Source organism: Streptomyces sp. NPDC086787 (assembly GCF_044745865.1).
GTDB lineage: Bacteria > Actinomycetota > Actinomycetes > Streptomycetales > Streptomycetaceae > Streptomyces.
In genome coordinates this window covers 81,939-98,774 of the sequence record NZ_JBIVBC010000011.1, presented here as the reverse complement: position 1 = coordinate 98,774, position 16,836 = coordinate 81,939, and the positions used below count along the sequence as shown (strand labels likewise).

Below are 16,836 nucleotides of genomic sequence, written 5' to 3'. Positions count from 1 at the left end.
GCCTACGCCCGCGCCCCGGGGGGCTTGCCGCGTGGCACGGTCATGGAGGTGAGCAGCGCGGCGCCCGGTCCGAGGGTCGGCCAGCCGGTGCCGTGCCAGGCCAGTACGGCGATCGCGGACGTCGGGAACTTCGTCCGCACGGCGTCCAGGGCGTCGTCCAGGTCGCCGCCCGCGAGTGCCAGGACGAGCTGTTCCAGGCCGGGGTTGTGGCCGACGAGCAGCAGGGTCTCCACCTCCGGCGGCACCTCGCGTACGACGTCGAGCAGTTCCTGGGCGTCGGCCGCGTAAAGCCGGGGGTCGTGCCGTACGGGCGGCGGTGTCCCCCATTCTGCCGAGGCGAGTGCCCAGGTCCGGCGGGCGCGTACGGCGGTGGAGCACAGGACGAGGTCGGGCAGACAGTCGGTCTCCACGAGGGCGGCTCCGGCGGCCGGGGCGTCGCGGCGGCCACGTGCCGCGAGGGGGCGCTCGTGGTCGGGGACGCCGTCGGGCCACGCCGACTTGGCGTGCCGCAGGACGACCAGCCGGCGCAGCGGGCCCGTGCCCGCGCGGGCGATCACGCGAGGGTCCCGAGGTCGCGGACGAGGTCCAGGCCGAGGAGGCGGTCGATGTAGGCGTAGGTCTCGAAGCGGGCGCCGTCCGGCAGGTCCGCCTGGCCGGTGGCGGTCTCCACGGTGTGCAGGACCCTGAGTACCTCGGGCAGGTCCAGATCGTCCTCCCAGGCGGCCCGCAGCCGCCCCCGTACCTCCTCGGGGACCGGCCGTGACGGCTGTCGCGACCAGGTGGCCACCGCCCGTCGCCAGCGTGCGAGCGTCCGCCCGGCCTCGTCGAGCATGTCGCCGCCGAGCCGTACCGGAGTGTCGCGGGGTACGGCCAGCAGGGCCAGGCGGAGGGCCGCGGGGTCGTCGAGCGGCTCAGGGAGGACCTGGCCGGACACGGCGTCTCCCGCTCCCGGCTCCTCCGCGACCACCGGGGCGACGGCGAGCACCACCCCGCGGTCGGGCACCTGGCCGTTGCCGGCCGTGACGTGCACGGTCTGTGCCTCGCCGAGCGCCGCGGCGAGGCCGCGGGCGTCCTCGAAGGGGCGGATGCCGAGGGTGGCGGCGGCCGCGCGGAGCTCGGCCACCCCGTCGCCTCCGCTCAGCATGGCCCATACGGGGGTGCCGCCGAGTTCCAGGGCGCGCACGAGGGTGTCGGCGACCAGGAGCACGCGCAGGGCCGGAAGGCCGGCGGCCGGCGCGTGCACCTCGACACGGGTCAGGCTCCGTCGGGCGGGGGTGGCGTCGACGGTCTCGCCGGTTCGGGCGTCGGTGATGCGCAGCACGGGGTGAGCGTAGGCGCAGGGACGGCCGTACGCAGACACTTGGCCCCGAAACCGGACACCGTGGCGTCCGCCGGGCCGCGCCCGGGGGGCCGGGGAATCCGACCCGGGCACCCGCTGTTGGCGTCAGGGCATGTGCCCCGCAGTACCGCACCCGAGGAGGCCCCGTGTACGGCGACGAAGCGACCATCCGCAGGATCCTGACCGAGCTGGGCGACACCTGGGCCGTGGTCGGCCTGTCCGCCAACCGGAGCCGTGCCGCGTACGGCGTGGCCGAGGTGCTCCAGCGGTTCGGCAAGCGGATCGTCCCGGTGCACCCGAAGGCGGAGACCGTGCACGGCGAGCGGGGCTACGCCTCCCTCGAGGACATTCCCTTCGAGGTGGATGTGGTCGACGTCTTCGTGAACAGTGATCTTGCCGGGCAGGTCGCGGACGAGGCGGTCGCCAAGGGGGCGAAGGCCGTCTGGTTCCAGCTCGGTGTGGTCGACGTGGACGCCTTCGAACACACCCGGACCGCCGGTCTGGCCATGGTCATGGACCGTTGCCCGGCGATTGAAATTCCGGCCCTGTAGTAGGTGTTGGGCACTCTGCTGACAATCCGCAACTGAATACTCACATTCGTTACCAGCCCCTGACCTGTGCAAAGAGAGTGCAAACGGCTCCCCAAGTGATGGGTGAAAATTGCGGAACGGTCTTTTCCGGATCCGGAACGCTTCCCTAACGTGTGGCCCTTGCCCCGTTAAACAAGCGTTCAGAATCTGAGAGGCCACTTGACATGGTGAATGTCGACCATGCCGTGCCGACAGCCGCGAAGGAGTCCGACGGCCTGCGCCGCAATGTCGGGCTGATCGGCCTGATGTGGGCCTCGGTGGGTTCCATCATCGGCTCCGGCTGGCTCTACGGTGCCGAGAAGGCGGTCGTGGTGGCCGGGCCCGCGGCGATCATCTCGTGGGTGATCGGCGCCGTGGCCATCGTGCTGCTCGCCCTCGTGCACGCCGAACTCGGCGGCATGTTCCCGGTGGCCGGCGGCACGGCCCGCTACCCGCACTACGCGTTCGGCGGCCTGGCGGGCATGTCCTTCGGCTGGTTCGCCTGGCTCCAGGCGGCGACCGTGGCGCCGATCGAGGTCGAGGCCATGATCGGTTACGCCGGTCACTGGAAGTGGGCCCAGGGCCTTCAGCACGCCGACAGCACGCTGACCACCAGCGGATTCATCACGGCCGTCGCCCTGATGGCGGTCTTCGTCGGTGTGAACTTCTTCGGCGTGCGGGCCCTGGCCCACACGAACAGCGCCGCCACCTGGTGGAAGATAGCCGTCCCGCTGGCCGCGATCTTCATCATCGCCATCGGCAACTTCCACCCGGGCAACTTCTCCTCCGAGGGCTTCGCGCCCTTCGGCGCCAAGGGCGTGCTCGGCGCGATCAGCTCCAGCGGCATCATCTTCGCGCTGCTCGGCTTCGAGCAGGCCATCCAGCTGGCGGGCGAGAGCCGCAACCCCAGGCGCGACCTGCCCCGGGCCACCCTCGGCTCGGTCGCCATCGGCGCCGTGATCTACATCGCGCTCCAGGTCGTGTTCATCGGCGCGCTGCCGCACTCCTCGTTCGCGCACGGCTGGGCCAAGCTCGACTTCCCGGGCATCAGCGGCCCGTGGGCGGGTCTGGCGACCGTGGTGGGCCTGGGCTGGCTCGGCTTCGTCCTCTACGTCGACGCGATCATCTCCCCCGGCGGCACCGGCCTGATCTACACCACGGCCACCTCCCGGGTCTCCTACGGCCTCGCCAAGAACGGCTACGCGCCGAAGGCGTTCGCCAAGACCGACGCTCGCGGCGTGCCGTGGGTCGGCCTCGTCATGTCCTTCGTGACCGGCGTGGTCTGCTTCCTGCCGTTCCCGAGCTGGCAGGAACTGGTCGGCTTCATCACCTCGGCGAGCGTGCTGATGTACGCGGGTGCGCCCCTGGCGTACGGCGTCTTCGCCGACCGTCTGCCGCACCACGACCGCCCGTACCGGCTGCCCGCCGGCAAGATCATCTCCCCGCTGTCGTTCATCGTGGCCAACCTGATCATCTACTGGGCCGGCTGGGACACCCTGTGGCGGCTCGGCTTCGCCATCGTGCTCGGCTATGTGCTGCTCGGCGGCTACGCCCTGTACGCCCGCAGCAAGGGCCGTCCCGACGCGCCCCGGATGAGCTTCCGGTCGGCCCAGTGGCTGCCCGGCTACCTCCTGGGCATGGGCCTGCTCTCCTGGCAGAGCACCTTCGGCGGCCAGGGCAACCTTCCCCTGTGGTGGGACATCCTCGTCGTCGCCGCCTTCTCCCTCGGCATCTACTACTGGGCCAAGGCGACCGCGTCGCGGCCCGAGGAGATCGAGCGGAGCATCGACGAGGTCGTGGTCACCGACGCTCCGGCGCACTGACCCGCCTTTTTCGAACGGTGTCCCGTCCACCCGGCCCTCCCGGCCGTGGGGGGCGGGACACCGTCATGTGGTGCGCTGGCTCGTCATGCATGCGGTGCGGTGGCCCGTCATGCGGTGCGGTGGTCGGCGACGCTGAGCGCCTCTTCCACCAGGCGGCGCAGATGCTCGTCGGTGAGCGAGTACACCACTCGGCGGCCCTCCTTGCGCGTGGTCACCAGCCCCGCCTGCCGCAGCCTGGCCAGATGCTGGCTGACGGCGGGCCGGGCCGCGCCGCACACCCGGGTGAGCGTGGTGACGTCGGCCTCCTCCTCCGTGAGCGCGTACAGCAGCGTGAGGCGGGTGCGGTCGCCGAGCAGGGCCAGGAGTTCGGCGGCGAGGGCGAACCCCTGGTCGCCCGGGCTGCGCGGGTGCGCATGGTGCGCAGGTGATAGGTGCATGCGTGCGCTCATATGCACATAATGGATGGGTGGGCGCCAGGCGTCCACTCCCGCGCACCGGAAGGTGACCGAAGTGAACGACCGGCACCACCACCCGCACCCCCATCCCCATTCCCCTCCCCCTGCCTCCCCCGGCCTGCGCCACCGTCTCTCCCACCTGCTCACCCCGCACTCCCACGAGTCCGCCGACAAGGTCGACCAGGCCCTGGAATCCTCGGCGCGCGGGATACGCGCGCTGTGGGTCTCCCTGGCGGTGCTGGGCGCGACCGCGCTGGCGCAGGCGGTCGTGGTGGCCCTGTCCGGCTCGGTGGCGCTGCTCGGTGACACGGTGCACAACGGTGCGGACGCGTTGACCGCCATTCCGCTGGGCGTCGCCTTCGTGCTCGGCCGTCGGGCGGCGAACCGCCGCTTCACCTACGGCTACGGACGCGCCGAGGATCTCGCGGGCATCGCGATCGTGCTGACCATCGCGGCGTCCGCGGCCTTCGCGGCCTGGGCGGCGGCCGACCGGCTGCTGGATCCGCGTCCGGTGACGCATGTGCCGGCGGTCGCCGCGGCCGCCCTGGTCGGGTTCGCGGGCAACGAGTGGGTGGCCCGCTACCGGATGCGGGTGGGGCGGCGAATCGGCTCGGCCGCGCTGGTCGCCGACGGCCTGCATGCCCGTACGGACGGATTCGCCTCGCTCGCGGTACTGCTGGGCGCCGGCGGCTCGGCGCTGGGCCTGCCACTCGCCGATCCGCTGGTCGGTCTGGCCATCACCGCCGCCATCGTGCTGGTCCTGCGGGACGCGGCACGCGAGGTGTGCCGGCGGATCCTGGACGCCGTCGACCCCGCCCTGGTGGACCGGGCGGAGCGGGTGCTGCGGGAGGTGCCCGGGGTGCTGGCGGTGGGCGAACTGCGGCTGCGCTGGATCGGGCACCGGCTGCGGGCCGAGGTGGCGGTCGTGGTGGACGGCGAGGCGACGGTGCGCGAGGCCCACGCAATCGGCGTGGCCGCCGAGCACGCGCTGCTGCACGCGGTCCCACGCCTCACCGCCGCCCTGGTGCACGCGGACCCGGCGTCGGTGCCGGGCGAAGCGGATCCGCACCTGGCGCTGGCCCACCACCGGACGGCCTGACCATCCGGCGTCAGATGGCGACCCCGAGCCCCTCCAGCACCTGGGCCCCGGGCAACTGGGCGAACGCCTTGCCCGGTACGAGGAGTTTGCCGCGGCGGCGGCCGCTGCCGACCAGGACGTAGGGCAGGTCGACCACGGCCGAGTCGACCAGGACGGGCCAGCCGTCCGGGAGTCCGATGGGGGTGATGCCGCCGTACTCCATGCCGGTCTCCCCGGTCGCCGTGTCCATCGAGGCGAACGACGCCTTGCGTGCGCCGAGGTGACGGCGGACGACACCGTTGACGTCGACCCGGGTGGTGGACAGCACCAGGCAGGCGGCCAGGGTGGTCTCGCCGCCCCGCTTGCCCGCGACGACGACGCAGTTGGCCGAGCGCTCCAGCAGTTCACTGCCGTAGTGCTCGACGAAGACGGCGGTGTCGGCCCACCGCGGGTCGGTGTCGACGTGGATGATCTGCTCGGCGGGAACGCCGCCGCGCCAGTCGCGTACGGCGTCGGCGACCGGTCCGACCAGCTCGTCCAGGCAGTCGGGCGCGGGCGTCGCGTGGTCGAAGTTTCCGATGGGTGCGCGCATGGCCGCACGCTAACAGCCGTACGGCGTGGGCCGGCCGGTGTCTCAGCGGGCGGGCGGCGGCACCGAGATCGCCAGCACCAGCTCCGCCGGTACGTCGCCCTCGTTGCCGTAGGTGTGGGTCGTGTCGGCCTCGAAGGAGGCGCTCGCCCCGGCGGGGACGCGGTACGGCGTGCCGTCGACGGTGAGTGTCAGCTGCCCGGCCGTGACATGGAGGAGTTCGACGGTGCCCGCCGGGTGCGGGTCGGAGGTGCTGTGCTCGCCCGGCATCAGCCGCCAGTCCCACATCTCCAGCGGGCCGGGCGCCTCGGTACCGGCCAGGAGGCGGCTGTAGCTGCCCGCGTCCGTGTGCCAGAGCCGTACCGCCTGTTCGGCGGGTACGACACGGACCGTCGGGCCCTGCTCGAAGTCGAGCAGGGTGGTGACGCTGACACCGAGCGCGTCGCCGATCTTGACGACCGTGCCGAGGCTCGGGTTGGTGCGGGCCTGTTCGATCTGGATGAGCATCCCGCGGCTGACTCCGGCGCGGGCGGCCAGCGTGTCCAGGGTGAAGCCGCGCTCGGTGCGCCAACGCTTGACGTTGCGCGCCAGGGACTGGGTCAGCAGGTCGAGGTCCGACACGGTATGTCCCACTCCACGTTCAATATTCTCGATGGCGGCGTTCACCACACTGTACTGCGGCCACGGGTGTGCCGGGTCAGCCGTCGGCTTCCAGCCCGGCGAGCCGGTCCACGTCCGCCTCGTCCAGATCCGCCAGCGCCCGCAGCTGCTCCGAGGTCACACCGTCCGGGATCGGCACGGGGGCGGGGGTGCGCAGCGGCGGCTGCCAGCCGTCCTCGGGAGTCCAGCGTCGTACGACCCGCGCGGGCGCCCCGGCGACCACGGCGTGGTCGGGCACCGTGCCGCGCACCACCGCGCCGGCCGCGACGACGACGTTCCGGCCGATCCGCGCGCCCGGCAGGATCACCGCGCCCGTCCCGATCCAGCAGCCCGGCCCGATCTCCACCGGCTCCATCCGGGGCCACTGCTTGCCGATGGGCTCGTGCGGGTCGTCGTACGAGTGGTTCGTGGAGGTGACGTAGACGTACGGGCCGAAGTAGCAGTCGCTGCCGATGGTCACCGTGGTGTCGGCGATGATGTGGCTGCCTCGCCCGAGGACCACCCCGTCGCCGATGCGCAGGATCGGGTCGGGTCCGAGGTCGAGGTCGGGCATGAGCCCGGCGGTGAGGGTGACCTGCTCGCCGACGATGCAGTAGGAGCCGAGGTGGATCCACGGCTCGCCGAAGACCGTGCCGAGCGGGAAGGCCAGCCGGGTGTGCGCCCCGATCGCGCCGAAGCGCAGCCGCCCCGGCCGTTCGGCGGTCACCGAGCCCGTGCGCTGCACCCAGGCCCACCCCGCGTGGACCGCCCGCTGGGCGAGGCGGCGCCGCCAGGACGAGAACGTGTTCTTGGGCTTGGGCACCCGCTCACGGTACTCAGCACGGGCCGGGGCCATACGCCGGAGCCGCTGTGATCTTCGCCCTACCGGGTGGCGTACGGTGCCGCCTGTGTTTCCCTCAGCAGAGAGATGGTGGACGCGATGACGCACGAGGCTCTGATCGTGGGCATGGGCGGCAAGGAGCCCCGGATCGCGCCGGAGGTGTTCGTGGCCCCCACGGCCTCCGTGATCGGTGACGTGACCCTGCACGCGGGGGCGAGTGTCTGGTACGGGGCGGTGGTGCGCGGCGACGTGGAACGGATCACCGTCGGTGCGGACGCCAATATCCAGGACAACGTCACGCTGCACGCCGACCCCGGCTTTCCGCTCGACATCGGCGAGCGCGTCTCCGTCGGGCACAACGCCGTGGTGCACGGGGCTACCGTCGGCGACGACTGCCTGATCGGCATGGGCGCGACCGTGCTCAACGGGGCGGTGATCGGCGCAGGGTCCCTGGTCGCCGCGCAGGCGCTGGTTCCGCAGGGCATGGTGGTGCCGCCGGGGTCACTGGTCGCCGGTGTCCCGGCCAAGGTCAAGCGGGAGCTGACGGCCGAGGAGCGGGAGGGTGTCACCCTCAACGGCACGCTGTACGCGGACCTGGCCAAGGCTCACAAGGACGTGCACGACCAGCGCTGACTACAGGCCTGGCGGTCACTCGGCGGCCGGGACGGGCTCCTGCTCCTCGGCCCGCTTCTCGGCCGTCGCCCGCTTCGCCTTCCGCTTCAGGACCAGCATCGAGGTCAGGCCGACGAGCGCCGCCGCCACCAGACCCAGGTAGGAGAAGCGCTTGAGCCAGTCCTCGGCGACGACACCGACGTAGTAGATGACCGCCGTGGTGCCGCCCGCCCAGCAGATGCCGCCGAGGACGTTGGCGATCAGGAACTTCCAGTACGGCATGTGCAGCACGCCCGCGAGGGGACCGGCGAAGATCCGGAGCAGGGCGATGAACCGGCCGAAGAAGACGGCCCACATGCCCCACTTCTCGAAGGACCGCTCGGCCGTTGCGATGTGCCGCTCGCCGAAGTGCCTGGGGAACTTCTTGCCGAGCCAGGCGAGCAGCGGGCGGCCGCCCTTGCGGCCGATGGCGTAGCCGATCGAGTCGCCGATGACGGCGCCGACGGTGGCGCACGCGCCGAGGATGATCGGGTCGATGCCGTCGCTCTGCGAGGAGAGCAGGGCCGCCGAGACGAGGACGATCTCGCCCGGCAGCGGAATGCCCAGGCTTTCCAGAGCGATGACCAGGGCCACCAGGGCGTATACGGCGGCCGCGGGCACGGTGTCGAGCCATTCCTGGACGTGCAACGCCGGTTCCTCTCCTGTGGTCCTGTCGCGTCTTGTATCCGGGTTCTCCGGGACGTCACCCATGAGGACGCATTCACAGGAAGGCTACCTGTTCGACGCACGAGGAACTTTCGTGCGAGTTCTCTCGACGATCAGTCCCGCCGGGCCACCAGCCGGTATGCGTTGGACAGCCGCAGGCGGTGCGACAGCGGGCGTACGAGGAAACGGTCCAGGAGCGCGCCCAGGGCGAGTGCGGGTGCGCCCGCGAGGAGGACGGCGGCGCGCAGGCCCCGGCGGGCCGGGCCGGGCCTGGCCGGCAGCCACGGGGCGTCCTCGCGGGGGGCGGTGTGGTCCAGGGCCAGCCAGACCGCGGCGAGCAGGTCGACCGGGTCGTGCGGCTCGGCGTGCTGTTCGGCGACCACCGTGAAGCCCAGGTCGGTCAGGCGGCGGCGCAGGTTGGCGACGGGCATGAGGTGCAGGTGCTGCGGCTGGAGCCAGGGCAGCCACCAGCGGCCGAGCAGGCGGGCGTAGCGGCTCTCCGGGTCCGGCACCTCGATGAGCAGATGGCCGCCGGGACGTACGGCCTCGTACGCGGAGCGCAGTTCACGGTCGGGGTCGGTGCTGTGCTCCAGGTAGTGAAACATGCTCACCACGTCGTAGCGGGCGGTGAGTTCGGCGGCGAGGTCGGGGAAGGAACCGCGGTAGGCGTGCTCCACCCTGCCTTCACGGGCGGCGAGTTCGACGCCCTCGGTGAAGTCGAGACCGTCGAAGACGGTGTCGGGCAGCACCTCGCGGGCGGCCTCGCAGAAGTGGCCGTGGCCGGTGCCGACGTCCAGCCAGTTCTTCGGCGCGGAGTCGTGCGGCAGCATCGCTTCGGCGCGGTCGCGGTACATCCCGGCGCGCCCGCCGAGGGTGCCGCTCATCCGGTCCTCGCCGAGGCCGTCGTAGAAGTCCCGGTAGTAGAACTCCAGTCCGGCGTCGTTCAGCCGGGGGTTCTGGAAGATGTGCCCGCACTCCCCGCAGTGGTCGAGCATGAAGTGGCCCGGTTTGTGCTGGAGCAGGTCGGTGGTGCGCAGCCGTACGGTGAGCCGTATGGAACCGCACCAGGGACAACTGGCGCGGCGGGGCTCGAAGAACCGGTCGGTGCCGTCGGCCAGATCGGCCTGGTAGGCGGGGCGGAGGGCGGCGACGCGCGCGGCGCGGTCCGCGTCCGTGGTGCGGCCGGCCTCGCCGATCGGCTCTGACTCGTCTGACGCGTCGCTCATCGGATCTCCGCTCGCTGTCGGCTCGTACCGCTCGGTTCGTCCTGCTCGGCTCGTTCGTCTATCCGGGCGCCCCGGGTGCCCGTCCCGCGGCCAGGCGTTCGAGGTGGTCGGCGGCGGCCGTGGCGCCGCCCGCACCGCGCATCGCGGTCCGCAGGCGGGCGGCCGCGGCGCGGTGGGCGGGCTCGTGCAGCACGGTGTCGAGTGCGGCGCCCAGGCGGGCGGCGGTGACGCGTCCGAACCGCACCCTGACACCCGCTCCGGCGTCGACGACCTGGGCGGCCACCACGGGCTGGTCGTCGCGGATCGGGGCGACGACGAGGGGGACTCCGTGCCACAGGGCCTCGCACACGGTGTTGTGCCCGGCGTGGCAGATCACCGCGTCGGCCCTTTGCAGCAGCGGGAGCTGGGGCACGAAGGGCAGCACCAGGACGTCCTTGTCCGCGCCCTGGGCCGGCAGGGTGCCGCCCGGGTCCACGCACACCCCCTGCACCCGGTCCGCCCGTTCGCGCAGCGCGGCCAGGCACTCGCCGAGGAACCGGGCGCCGGCGTCGGCGTTGGCGGTGCCCAGGGTCACCAGGACCGTGGCCCGGCTCGGGTCCAGCCACTCCCAGGGGAATCCGGGCCCGGCAGGACGGTCGGTGATCGAGGGTCCGACATAGTGGACCGTCTCCCCCTGCCGGGCCGTCGGTCCGACGAGTTCGGGGGTGCTGAACGCGAGCGCCAGGTACGGCGAGAACCTCGGGTCGGCGCTCCCGGTCGGGTCGCCGATGCGCCCGCTCAGTTCGGACAGGCGTGCCCGCAGCCACTCGGCGACCTTGGGCATGCCGTCGTAGGCGGCGGTGAACTCGGCAGACGTGGTGGCGGAGGTGGCCCAGGGCAGCCCCAGACGTTCGGCCACCATGGCCCCGGCGAAGGCCTGTTGGTCGGCTACGACCACGTCCGGACGGAACTCCCGCACCGCCGATCGCACTCCGGGTGCCATCGCGTCGGCCAGCGGCAGCAGGTACCGCTCCCAGAGGAACTTCAGCGCCTCCGGGCCGCGCAGCTCCGGCGGCCGTTCGACACCGGCGACACCCGCGCACGGGAACACGGTGGCCGCCGCTCCGGCGAGCCGGGTGACCAGGCCGGGATCCGGGCACACCCAGGCCACCCGGTGGCCGCGCGCGCCGAGTTCGGCGCAGACGGCGACGGTCGGATTGATGTGCCCGACCAGCGGCGGCACGGCGAACAGGAACGCGCTCACCGGACCTCGGCCCCCACCGGCCGGACCCCGCTCGCCTCGCCGATCAGCTCCAGGATGTGCCCGCCGACCGTCCCCGGCGCCTCCACCAGCACCGAGTGCTCGTGCCCCGGCAGCACCACGGACCGGAAGTCGCCGAGCAGGGTCTCCTTCAGGGAGACCAGTTCCACCAGGTCCGAGTCGCCGCCGTAGATGCCGAGGACCGGGCAGCGTACGCCCCTGATCTCGTCCTCGGTCAGCACCCGGCTGGCCGGAATGTCCCGGCCGAGGGTGGTCTCCCGGGCCAGCCGGGCCGCACCCTTGGCCAGCCGGGCCGTGTTGTAGCTGCGGTTGGCGGTGATCCAGGCGATGGCCTCGGGCTCGTTGTACGCCAGTTCGGTCACCACGCCGTCCAGGATGCGGCCCAGCTTCGCCGCCCATGCCGGGGTGGCCGGTTCGGACTCGATCAGGGCCAGACTGGCCGTCCGCTCGGGATGGCGGGCCGCCCAGCCGAACGCGATCGTGCCGCCGTAGGAGTTGCCGACCAGGTGCACCGGACCGGTGATCCCCAGCTGGTCGAGAATCGCGTCCAGATCGTCGATGTTGTGGTCCAGCGTGTAGCCGGTCGGCGGGCGTTCACTGCGTCCGTGGCCGCGCAGGTCGTACATGACCACGTCGATGCCCGCCGCGGCGAACGCGGGTGCCACGGTGAAGTAGTAGCTGGCCAGGCTGTCGGTGAGCAGCCCGTGCACGAGCACGGCGGTCGCGATCGTCGCGCGCCCCCGTCTCGGGGTCAGTCGCTGTACGTGCATCCGGATGTCGCCCGTGTCCACCATCGCCATGGCTCAGCCCGCCTCCGCGGCCTTCAGGCTCTGCACGACGTGCTCGACCAGCCTGCCGACGGTGAGTTCGATGATCTCCTCGAACTCCATACCGGCCACGAACTCGGCGAAGTTGACCCGGTCGCCGTACTGCTCCTCCAGCAGGCCCGCGAGGGCGACCAGGTCGATGCTCTCCAGCTCCAGGTCGCGGTTGAAGCTGGTGGTCATGCCGATCTCCAGGTCCTCCTCGCCGTACTCGTCCAGGAGCACCATGAGCATCCGCCGGATGTCGGCGAGCACGGCCTCCTCGTCGGCGCGCTCGCTGGTCGGGGGGGTGGGGTTCATCGGCCGTGCTCCTTTTCGTCTTTGGCCGTCGCTCCCGTCGTCCAGGCGACGACGTACTGCCGGTCCGGCAGCGCGGGAGGATTGCGGACGGGTTCGCAGCACACCGTGTACGCGCGTTCCAGGCGTCCCGAGACCAGCAGCCGGCTTCCGTCCTCGGTCGCGTCGAGCACCCTGAAGTCCCGGGGACGGCCGTCGAATCCGGTGCCTTCCGCCTTGGCGACCGCTTCCTTGGCGGCCCAGAACCGGGTGAACCAGAGCCCCTCGGTGTTCGCGCCGTCCGTGTACCGGGCGCGCAGCAGCCGGAGTTCGTCCGCGCCGAGTGCGGCGGCGAGGGTCGCCGGGTCCCGTTCGGCGACCTCCTCGATGTCGATGCCGGGACCCGGGCCTGAGGTGTGCGGTCTGGCGATCGCCGCCGCGGCCTCCGCGCGGTGGGCGAGCGAGATGTCCAGCGGGGGCAGGACCCGGCCGTGCACACCGGTGGCGTAGGGACGGCCCAGTTCGTCGTTGCGGATCCGGATCTCGGCCGGGAAGACCGGCCCCTCACCGTGTTCCCACAGCCAGCGACGCACCGCGTCCTTGGCGGCGATCCGGCCGAGCAGCCACTGCCGGCGTCCGCGCGGGGTGTGCCGCTCGTACTCGGAACGCTCCACTCCGCCGAGCGAGTTGCGCATGATCAGGTCGCGGGAGGCGAGGTCCGGCCAGCGCTCGTACAGCAACGACCAGCCGTCGGGCCGTGGTTCGGAGAGGGTGTTGCGCTCGGGGAACCGCTCCGCGGGTCGGGTGTGCGGGTCGTTGTCGAAGCGGCGGTCCTGCCATCCGGTGAGCCGGGCCCAGACCCGTCCCGCGACGGTCAGTTCGACGTCCGCCTCCAGAACGATGTCGGTGAGCGAGGTGATCCGCACCAGGCACTCGACTTCGGTGCCCGGCGCGGGGTGCGGTCCGTGGAACCGCATGTGCCGCATCTGCACGGGGAACACAACGGTGCGCTCGGTACGGGTCATCATGATCCAGTAGCCGAGGAGCTGGCCCACGTTGTCCAGCAGCGCGCCCGGGGCGGCCGGCGTGGTGATGATCCCTCGCACGTGTTCCTCGCCGATCCCGGTGAGGTCGGTGACCCCTTGGAACGCCGGTCCGTGGAACATCCAGCGGTCGCCGTAGAACTGACCGGCGCTGTGTTCGGGGACCCGTTCCGCGGGAGGAGGTGCCGTGCGGGCGGGGGGCGGGGCGGGGTGACGGGCGGCCAGTTCGACGACCGCGTGGGCGGTGGGTCCGAAGGTGACGGCGACCCGGTCCGGGTCCTGCGGGTCGGGGGTCACGGTCACCGGGACGTCGACGGCCGGTGTCGCGGTGAGCCAGCGGTCGAAGCGCGCCCCGTGCACGGCGACGGCCAGCATGCCCGGCACGGCCCGCTCCGCCGCGTCCATCATGTGCCGCACGATCGTGGTCGCCGGTACGACGGGCCAGCGGTCGGCCAGGTCGGGCCAGCCGGGGCGCTGCGGGAAGAAGCAGTGGTCGAGGAGGTAGGGCATGGTGTGCGGCGAGACGTGCACGGTGGTCTGCCGGATGTCCCCGGTGCCCGGCGAACGGTGCTGGGCGGGGTGGGCCGGGGGTGCGGTGGTCCGGGTGCCGGTCCGGACGGGCCGCTGATCACGCGCGCCGATCAGCGCGGCCGCCGTGTCGGCCGTCTCGCGCAGCAGCGCGCTGAGTTCGGCGGCGACCGGGTGGTGTCCGGCGAGCGTGTCCAGCGGGTCGGGGAGCGTGGTGCGTGCCGTGTTCGTCCTCGCGGGCGAGGCGGTGCGCAGTTCGGCGCGGAGCGCGGTGAGGGCGGGACCGTCCAGGGACACCAGCGCCCCGCCGAGGTCGAGCCGGACGGGCGGGCGCTGCGGCCGGGCGGCGGGAGCGGTCCCGCCCGGACCGGGCGGTTCGGGTGCGACCTGGCTTCCCGCCGTCCACAACGCCGTGGCCACACGCCGCAGTTGTGCCATTCCGGGGCGGCGCGGCGAGTTCGCGGCGACCGCCAGGTGGTCCCGGTCGCCCAGGGTGTCCCCGATGAGGGAGGCGAGTTGGCCGGGCCCGGTCTGCACGAACGCGCGGTGCCCGGCCGCGTACAGCGCCTCGACGAGTTGCCGGAAACGGACGGGTTCCAGCAGGTGCCGCAGGAACAGCGCGCGGACCTCGCGTTCCCCCGCAGGGAACGGCGCCGCCGTGGTTCCCGACCACACGGGCACGCGCGCCGGGCGGAGCCGGAAGCGGGCGGTCGCCGCCTTGATGGGCGACAGGTACGGCTCCAGCATCGGGGTGTGGAATCCGGACCGGAACGGCAGCACCTGGCACAGCACACCCTGGGCCCGGAAGGACCGTACGAACTCCCGCACCGCCTCGTCCGGCCCGCACACCATGGACTGGCTGGGCGCGTTGTCGTGGGAGAGCACGATCCCGCTGCCCGCCCAGGCGTCGGCGAGGGCGGCCAGGACCCGTTCGGCGGACGCCCCGACGGCGCCGAAGGCCAGGCCGGGCACGGTCACCGTGTCGGGGTCGAAATCGGCCATGAAGGCGTCGACCTCGTCGCCGGAGTAGAGCCCGGCCACAACCATGGCGGTCCATTCGCCGACGCTGTGCCCGGCCACCGCGTCCGGTACCACTCCCATGCGGCGCAGCGCGGTGTCCAGGAGCCGTCCCACGTCGATGACGCCGAAGCCGTGCCGGGCCACGTCGCCGACCCGGGTCGCGTCGTCGTCCGCGGTGACGGCGCTGAGTCCGAAGTGGGCGGCGACGTCGTCGACGCGCGGGGTGAAGTCGCCTTCGAGGCCGGGGAACACGAAGGCGAGCCGCCCCCGGCCGGGGCCCAGCAGGGAGCCGGGTCTGAACCACACGTCGCTGCGGCCGTGCCAGGGCCGCCCCTTGGCGACCGCGCGGCGGGCCAGGGCGAGCCGTTTGGCGTCCGGGCCGACGACGCCCAGCCGGGCGGGGCCTGCCGCCGGGCCGGGGCGGGCGGCATCGAGTCCGGCGCCGAGTACGGCGGAGTCGTCGGCGTCCAGCACGGCGGCGAGCCGTTCGGGGCTGTCGGCGGCGAGCAGCAGCACACGCTCGGGTTCGGTGACGACCGCCGTCGCACGGGGACCCGCTCCGGCTCCGGGCCGGGCAGCGGCGGCGGCGGGTGACTCCTCCAGCACCACATGGGCGTTGATGCCCCCGAACCCGAAGGCGTTCACGGCCGCCCGCCGCACCCGTCCACCGGAGCCGGTGTCCCAGGGTTCCGCCTTCTCCAGCGGGCGGAACCGGGTGCCGGCCAGGGCGGGGTGGGGGTCGTCGCAGTGCAGGGTGGGCAGCAGGGTGCCGTGGTGCAGCGCCAGGGCGGCCTTGACCAGTCCGGCCACGCCGGCGGCGGGCATGGTGTGACCGATCATCGACTTGACCGAGCCGATCACCGCGCGCTCACCGTCATGCGTCGCGACGGGCCCGAACACGTCAACGAGGGTGGTCAGTTCGGCGGTGTCTCCGGCCGGAGTGGCCGTTCCGTGCGCCTCCAGGAGACCTATCGACCCGGGAGCGGCGGGGTCGAGCCCGGCGGCCCGCCACGCCTGGCGCACCGCGTGGGCCTGTCCGCCGGGGTCGGGGTTGACGAGTCCGGCCGTACGGCCGTCGCTTGCCACGCCGGTGCCCCGGATCACCGCGTACATACGGTCGCCGTCGCGTTCGGCGTCCGCCAGGCGCTTCAGTACGACGACGCCGGTGCCCTCACCGATCAGGATGCCGTCGGCCTCGCGGTGGAAGGGGCGGATGCGCTGCGTCGGGGAGAGCGCGCGCAACTGGGAGAAGACGCTCCAGAGGGTGATGTCGTGGCAGTGGTGCACTCCCCCGGCGAGCATCAGGTCGCAGCGTCCGGAGGCGAGTTCACCGACCGCCTGGTCGACGGCAACGAGGGAGGACGCGCAGGCAGCGTCCACGGTGTAGGCCGGGCCGCGCAGGTCGAGACGGTTGGCGATCCGGGAGGCGGCCAGGTTCGGCACCAGGCCGATCGCGGACTCGGGGCTCGTCGGACCCAACCGCTCGGTGAACGCCTCCCGTACGCGGTCGAGTTGCGCGGATGTCAGATCCGGTAACAACTCACCGAGCGTGTGGACGAGTTGCCCCGCCGTACGGACCCGCTGGTCGAGGCGGACCAGGCCGGGGGTGAGGTAGCCGCCCCGGCCCAGCACGATGCCGGCCCGTTGCGGGTCGGGCAGCCGGTCCTCGCCGCCCGCGTCGGCCAGGGCGGCGGCCGCCACGTTGAGCGCGATCAGCTGGTCGGGCTCGGTCCCGGCGACCGAGGCGGGCATGATGCCGTACCGGGTCACCTCCACCTCGGCGAGCCCGTCCACGAACCCGCCGCGCCGGCAGTAGACCTGGTCGGGGACGGCGGGCGCGGCCGCGGTCCCCGGCCGGTAGTAGCGGGCGTCCCAGCGGCCCGCGGGCACCTCCCCGATGGCGTCCACACCGTCCCGGAGGTTGCGCCAGTAGGTGTCGAGGTCACCGGCGCCGGGCAGCAGCACCGCCATCCCCACGATGGCGACGGGTACGTGACGGTCCGTCATG

16 protein-coding genes are annotated in these 16,836 nt (G+C 72.7%); 4 read left to right on the top strand and 12 right to left on the bottom strand.

Annotation, left to right across the window (positions count from 1 at the left end):
- Positions 1-2: 2 nt before the first annotated feature.
- Both ACIPK3_RS24490 and ACIPK3_RS24485 read right to left on the bottom strand, forming a co-directional pair.
- The gene (locus tag ACIPK3_RS24490) at positions 3-557 is read right to left on the bottom strand and encodes a SixA phosphatase family protein (RefSeq protein WP_402572856.1); all 555 of its coding nucleotides are present in this window, start codon (positions 555-557) and stop codon (positions 3-5) included.
- Positions 554-1,321, bottom strand: a complete 768-nt coding sequence (locus ACIPK3_RS24485; RefSeq protein ID WP_402572854.1) for a hypothetical protein — start codon at positions 1,319-1,321, stop codon at positions 554-556. Before ACIPK3_RS24485 ends, ACIPK3_RS24490 begins: the two co-directional genes overlap by 4 nt.
- A 164-nt stretch (positions 1,322-1,485) precedes the next feature.
- Between ACIPK3_RS24485 and ACIPK3_RS24480 the strand changes: the two genes are divergently transcribed.
- Together ACIPK3_RS24480 and ACIPK3_RS24475 are read left to right on the top strand one after the other, a co-directional pair.
- Positions 1,486-1,890, top strand: coding sequence for a CoA-binding protein (locus ACIPK3_RS24480; RefSeq protein ID WP_402572853.1), 405 nt, complete (start codon positions 1,486-1,488; stop codon positions 1,888-1,890).
- A gap of 203 nt (positions 1,891-2,093) precedes the next feature.
- Positions 2,094-3,731 carry an APC family permease gene (locus ACIPK3_RS24475; RefSeq protein ID WP_402572851.1) on the top strand — a complete coding sequence of 546 codons (1,638 nt, stop codon included), beginning with the start codon at positions 2,094-2,096 and terminating at the stop codon, positions 3,729-3,731.
- A gap of 107 nt (positions 3,732-3,838) precedes the next feature.
- Here the strand turns inward: ACIPK3_RS24475 and ACIPK3_RS24470 are convergent, their stop codons facing one another.
- The gene (locus ACIPK3_RS24470) at positions 3,839-4,180 is read right to left on the bottom strand and encodes an ArsR/SmtB family transcription factor (protein ID WP_402572850.1); all 342 of its coding nucleotides are present in this window, start codon (positions 4,178-4,180) and stop codon (positions 3,839-3,841) included.
- 61 nt (positions 4,181-4,241) lie between these two features.
- On the opposite strand from ACIPK3_RS24470, the gene ACIPK3_RS24465 reads away from it, so the two are divergent.
- Positions 4,242-5,285, top strand: coding sequence for a cation diffusion facilitator family transporter (locus ACIPK3_RS24465; protein ID WP_402572848.1), 1,044 nt, complete (start codon positions 4,242-4,244; stop codon positions 5,283-5,285).
- Positions 5,286-5,295: 10 nt separating this feature from the next.
- Here ACIPK3_RS24465 and ACIPK3_RS24460 read toward each other — a convergent pair whose 3' ends face one another.
- From ACIPK3_RS24460 to ACIPK3_RS24450, 3 genes are all read right to left on the bottom strand, one after another.
- Positions 5,296-5,856, bottom strand: a complete 561-nt coding sequence (locus ACIPK3_RS24460; RefSeq protein ID WP_402572846.1) for a YbaK/EbsC family protein — start codon at positions 5,854-5,856, stop codon at positions 5,296-5,298.
- Between the two features lie 42 nt (positions 5,857-5,898).
- A complete protein-coding gene (locus ACIPK3_RS24455; protein ID WP_402572845.1) occupies positions 5,899-6,474 on the bottom strand; it encodes a helix-turn-helix domain-containing protein in 576 nt (191 codons plus the stop codon).
- A 76-nt stretch (positions 6,475-6,550) separates the two neighbouring features.
- On the bottom strand, positions 6,551-7,348 hold the full coding sequence (locus tag ACIPK3_RS24450; protein WP_402572843.1) for an acyltransferase: 798 nt from the start codon (positions 7,346-7,348) through the stop codon (positions 6,551-6,553).
- Between the two features lie 84 nt (positions 7,349-7,432).
- Between ACIPK3_RS24450 and ACIPK3_RS24445 the strand changes: the two genes are divergently transcribed.
- Positions 7,433-7,966: a gamma carbonic anhydrase family protein gene (locus ACIPK3_RS24445; protein WP_402572841.1), complete on the top strand. Its 534-nt coding sequence runs from the start codon at positions 7,433-7,435 to the stop codon at positions 7,964-7,966.
- 15 nt (positions 7,967-7,981) lie between these two features.
- Here ACIPK3_RS24445 and ACIPK3_RS24440 read toward each other — a convergent pair whose 3' ends face one another.
- From ACIPK3_RS24440 to ACIPK3_RS24415, 6 genes are all read right to left on the bottom strand, one after another.
- Positions 7,982-8,632: a DedA family protein gene (locus ACIPK3_RS24440; RefSeq protein ID WP_402572839.1), complete on the bottom strand. Its 651-nt coding sequence runs from the start codon at positions 8,630-8,632 to the stop codon at positions 7,982-7,984.
- A gap of 131 nt (positions 8,633-8,763) precedes the next feature.
- Positions 8,764-9,876, bottom strand: coding sequence for a class I SAM-dependent methyltransferase (locus ACIPK3_RS24435; protein WP_402572837.1), 1,113 nt, complete (start codon positions 9,874-9,876; stop codon positions 8,764-8,766).
- A 58-nt stretch (positions 9,877-9,934) separates the two neighbouring features.
- Positions 9,935-11,119: a glycosyltransferase gene (locus ACIPK3_RS24430; RefSeq protein WP_402572835.1), complete on the bottom strand. Its 1,185-nt coding sequence runs from the start codon at positions 11,117-11,119 to the stop codon at positions 9,935-9,937.
- Positions 11,116-11,937, bottom strand: coding sequence for an alpha/beta fold hydrolase (locus tag ACIPK3_RS24425; RefSeq protein ID WP_402572833.1), 822 nt, complete (start codon positions 11,935-11,937; stop codon positions 11,116-11,118). Before ACIPK3_RS24425 ends, ACIPK3_RS24430 begins: the two co-directional genes overlap by 4 nt.
- A 3-nt stretch (positions 11,938-11,940) precedes the next feature.
- Positions 11,941-12,261 carry an acyl carrier protein gene (locus ACIPK3_RS24420; RefSeq protein WP_402572832.1) on the bottom strand — a complete coding sequence of 107 codons (321 nt, stop codon included), beginning with the start codon at positions 12,259-12,261 and terminating at the stop codon, positions 11,941-11,943.
- Complete coding sequence (locus ACIPK3_RS24415; RefSeq protein WP_402572830.1) at positions 12,258-16,835, bottom strand: beta-ketoacyl synthase N-terminal-like domain-containing protein; 4,578 nt, start codon at positions 16,833-16,835, stop codon at positions 12,258-12,260. Before ACIPK3_RS24415 ends, ACIPK3_RS24420 begins: the two co-directional genes overlap by 4 nt.
- Position 16,836 lies beyond the last annotated feature (1 nt).

Excerpts from the sequence above, each read along its gene's own strand:
- ACIPK3_RS24475 (WP_402572851.1), top strand. The coding sequence starts at position 2,094 with ATGGTGAATGTCGACCATGCCGTGCCGACAGCCGCGAAGGAGTCCGAC.
- ACIPK3_RS24470 (WP_402572850.1), bottom strand. The coding sequence starts at position 4,180 with ATGAGCGCACGCATGCACCTATCACCTGCGCACCATGCGCACCCGCGC.
- ACIPK3_RS24460 (WP_402572846.1), bottom strand. The coding sequence starts at position 5,856 with ATGCGCGCACCCATCGGAAACTTCGACCACGCGACGCCCGCGCCCGAC.
- ACIPK3_RS24450 (WP_402572843.1), bottom strand. The coding sequence starts at position 7,348 with ATGGCCCCGGCCCGTGCTGAGTACCGTGAGCGGGTGCCCAAGCCCAAG.
- ACIPK3_RS24445 (WP_402572841.1), top strand. The coding sequence starts at position 7,433 with ATGACGCACGAGGCTCTGATCGTGGGCATGGGCGGCAAGGAGCCCCGG.
- ACIPK3_RS24435 (WP_402572837.1), bottom strand. The coding sequence starts at position 9,876 with ATGAGCGACGCGTCAGACGAGTCAGAGCCGATCGGCGAGGCCGGCCGC.
- ACIPK3_RS24425 (WP_402572833.1), bottom strand. The coding sequence starts at position 11,937 with ATGGCGATGGTGGACACGGGCGACATCCGGATGCACGTACAGCGACTG.
- ACIPK3_RS24420 (WP_402572832.1), bottom strand. The coding sequence starts at position 12,261 with ATGAACCCCACCCCCCCGACCAGCGAGCGCGCCGACGAGGAGGCCGTG.
- ACIPK3_RS24415 (WP_402572830.1), bottom strand. The coding sequence starts at position 16,835 with ATGACGGACCGTCACGTACCCGTCGCCATCGTGGGGATGGCGGTGCTG.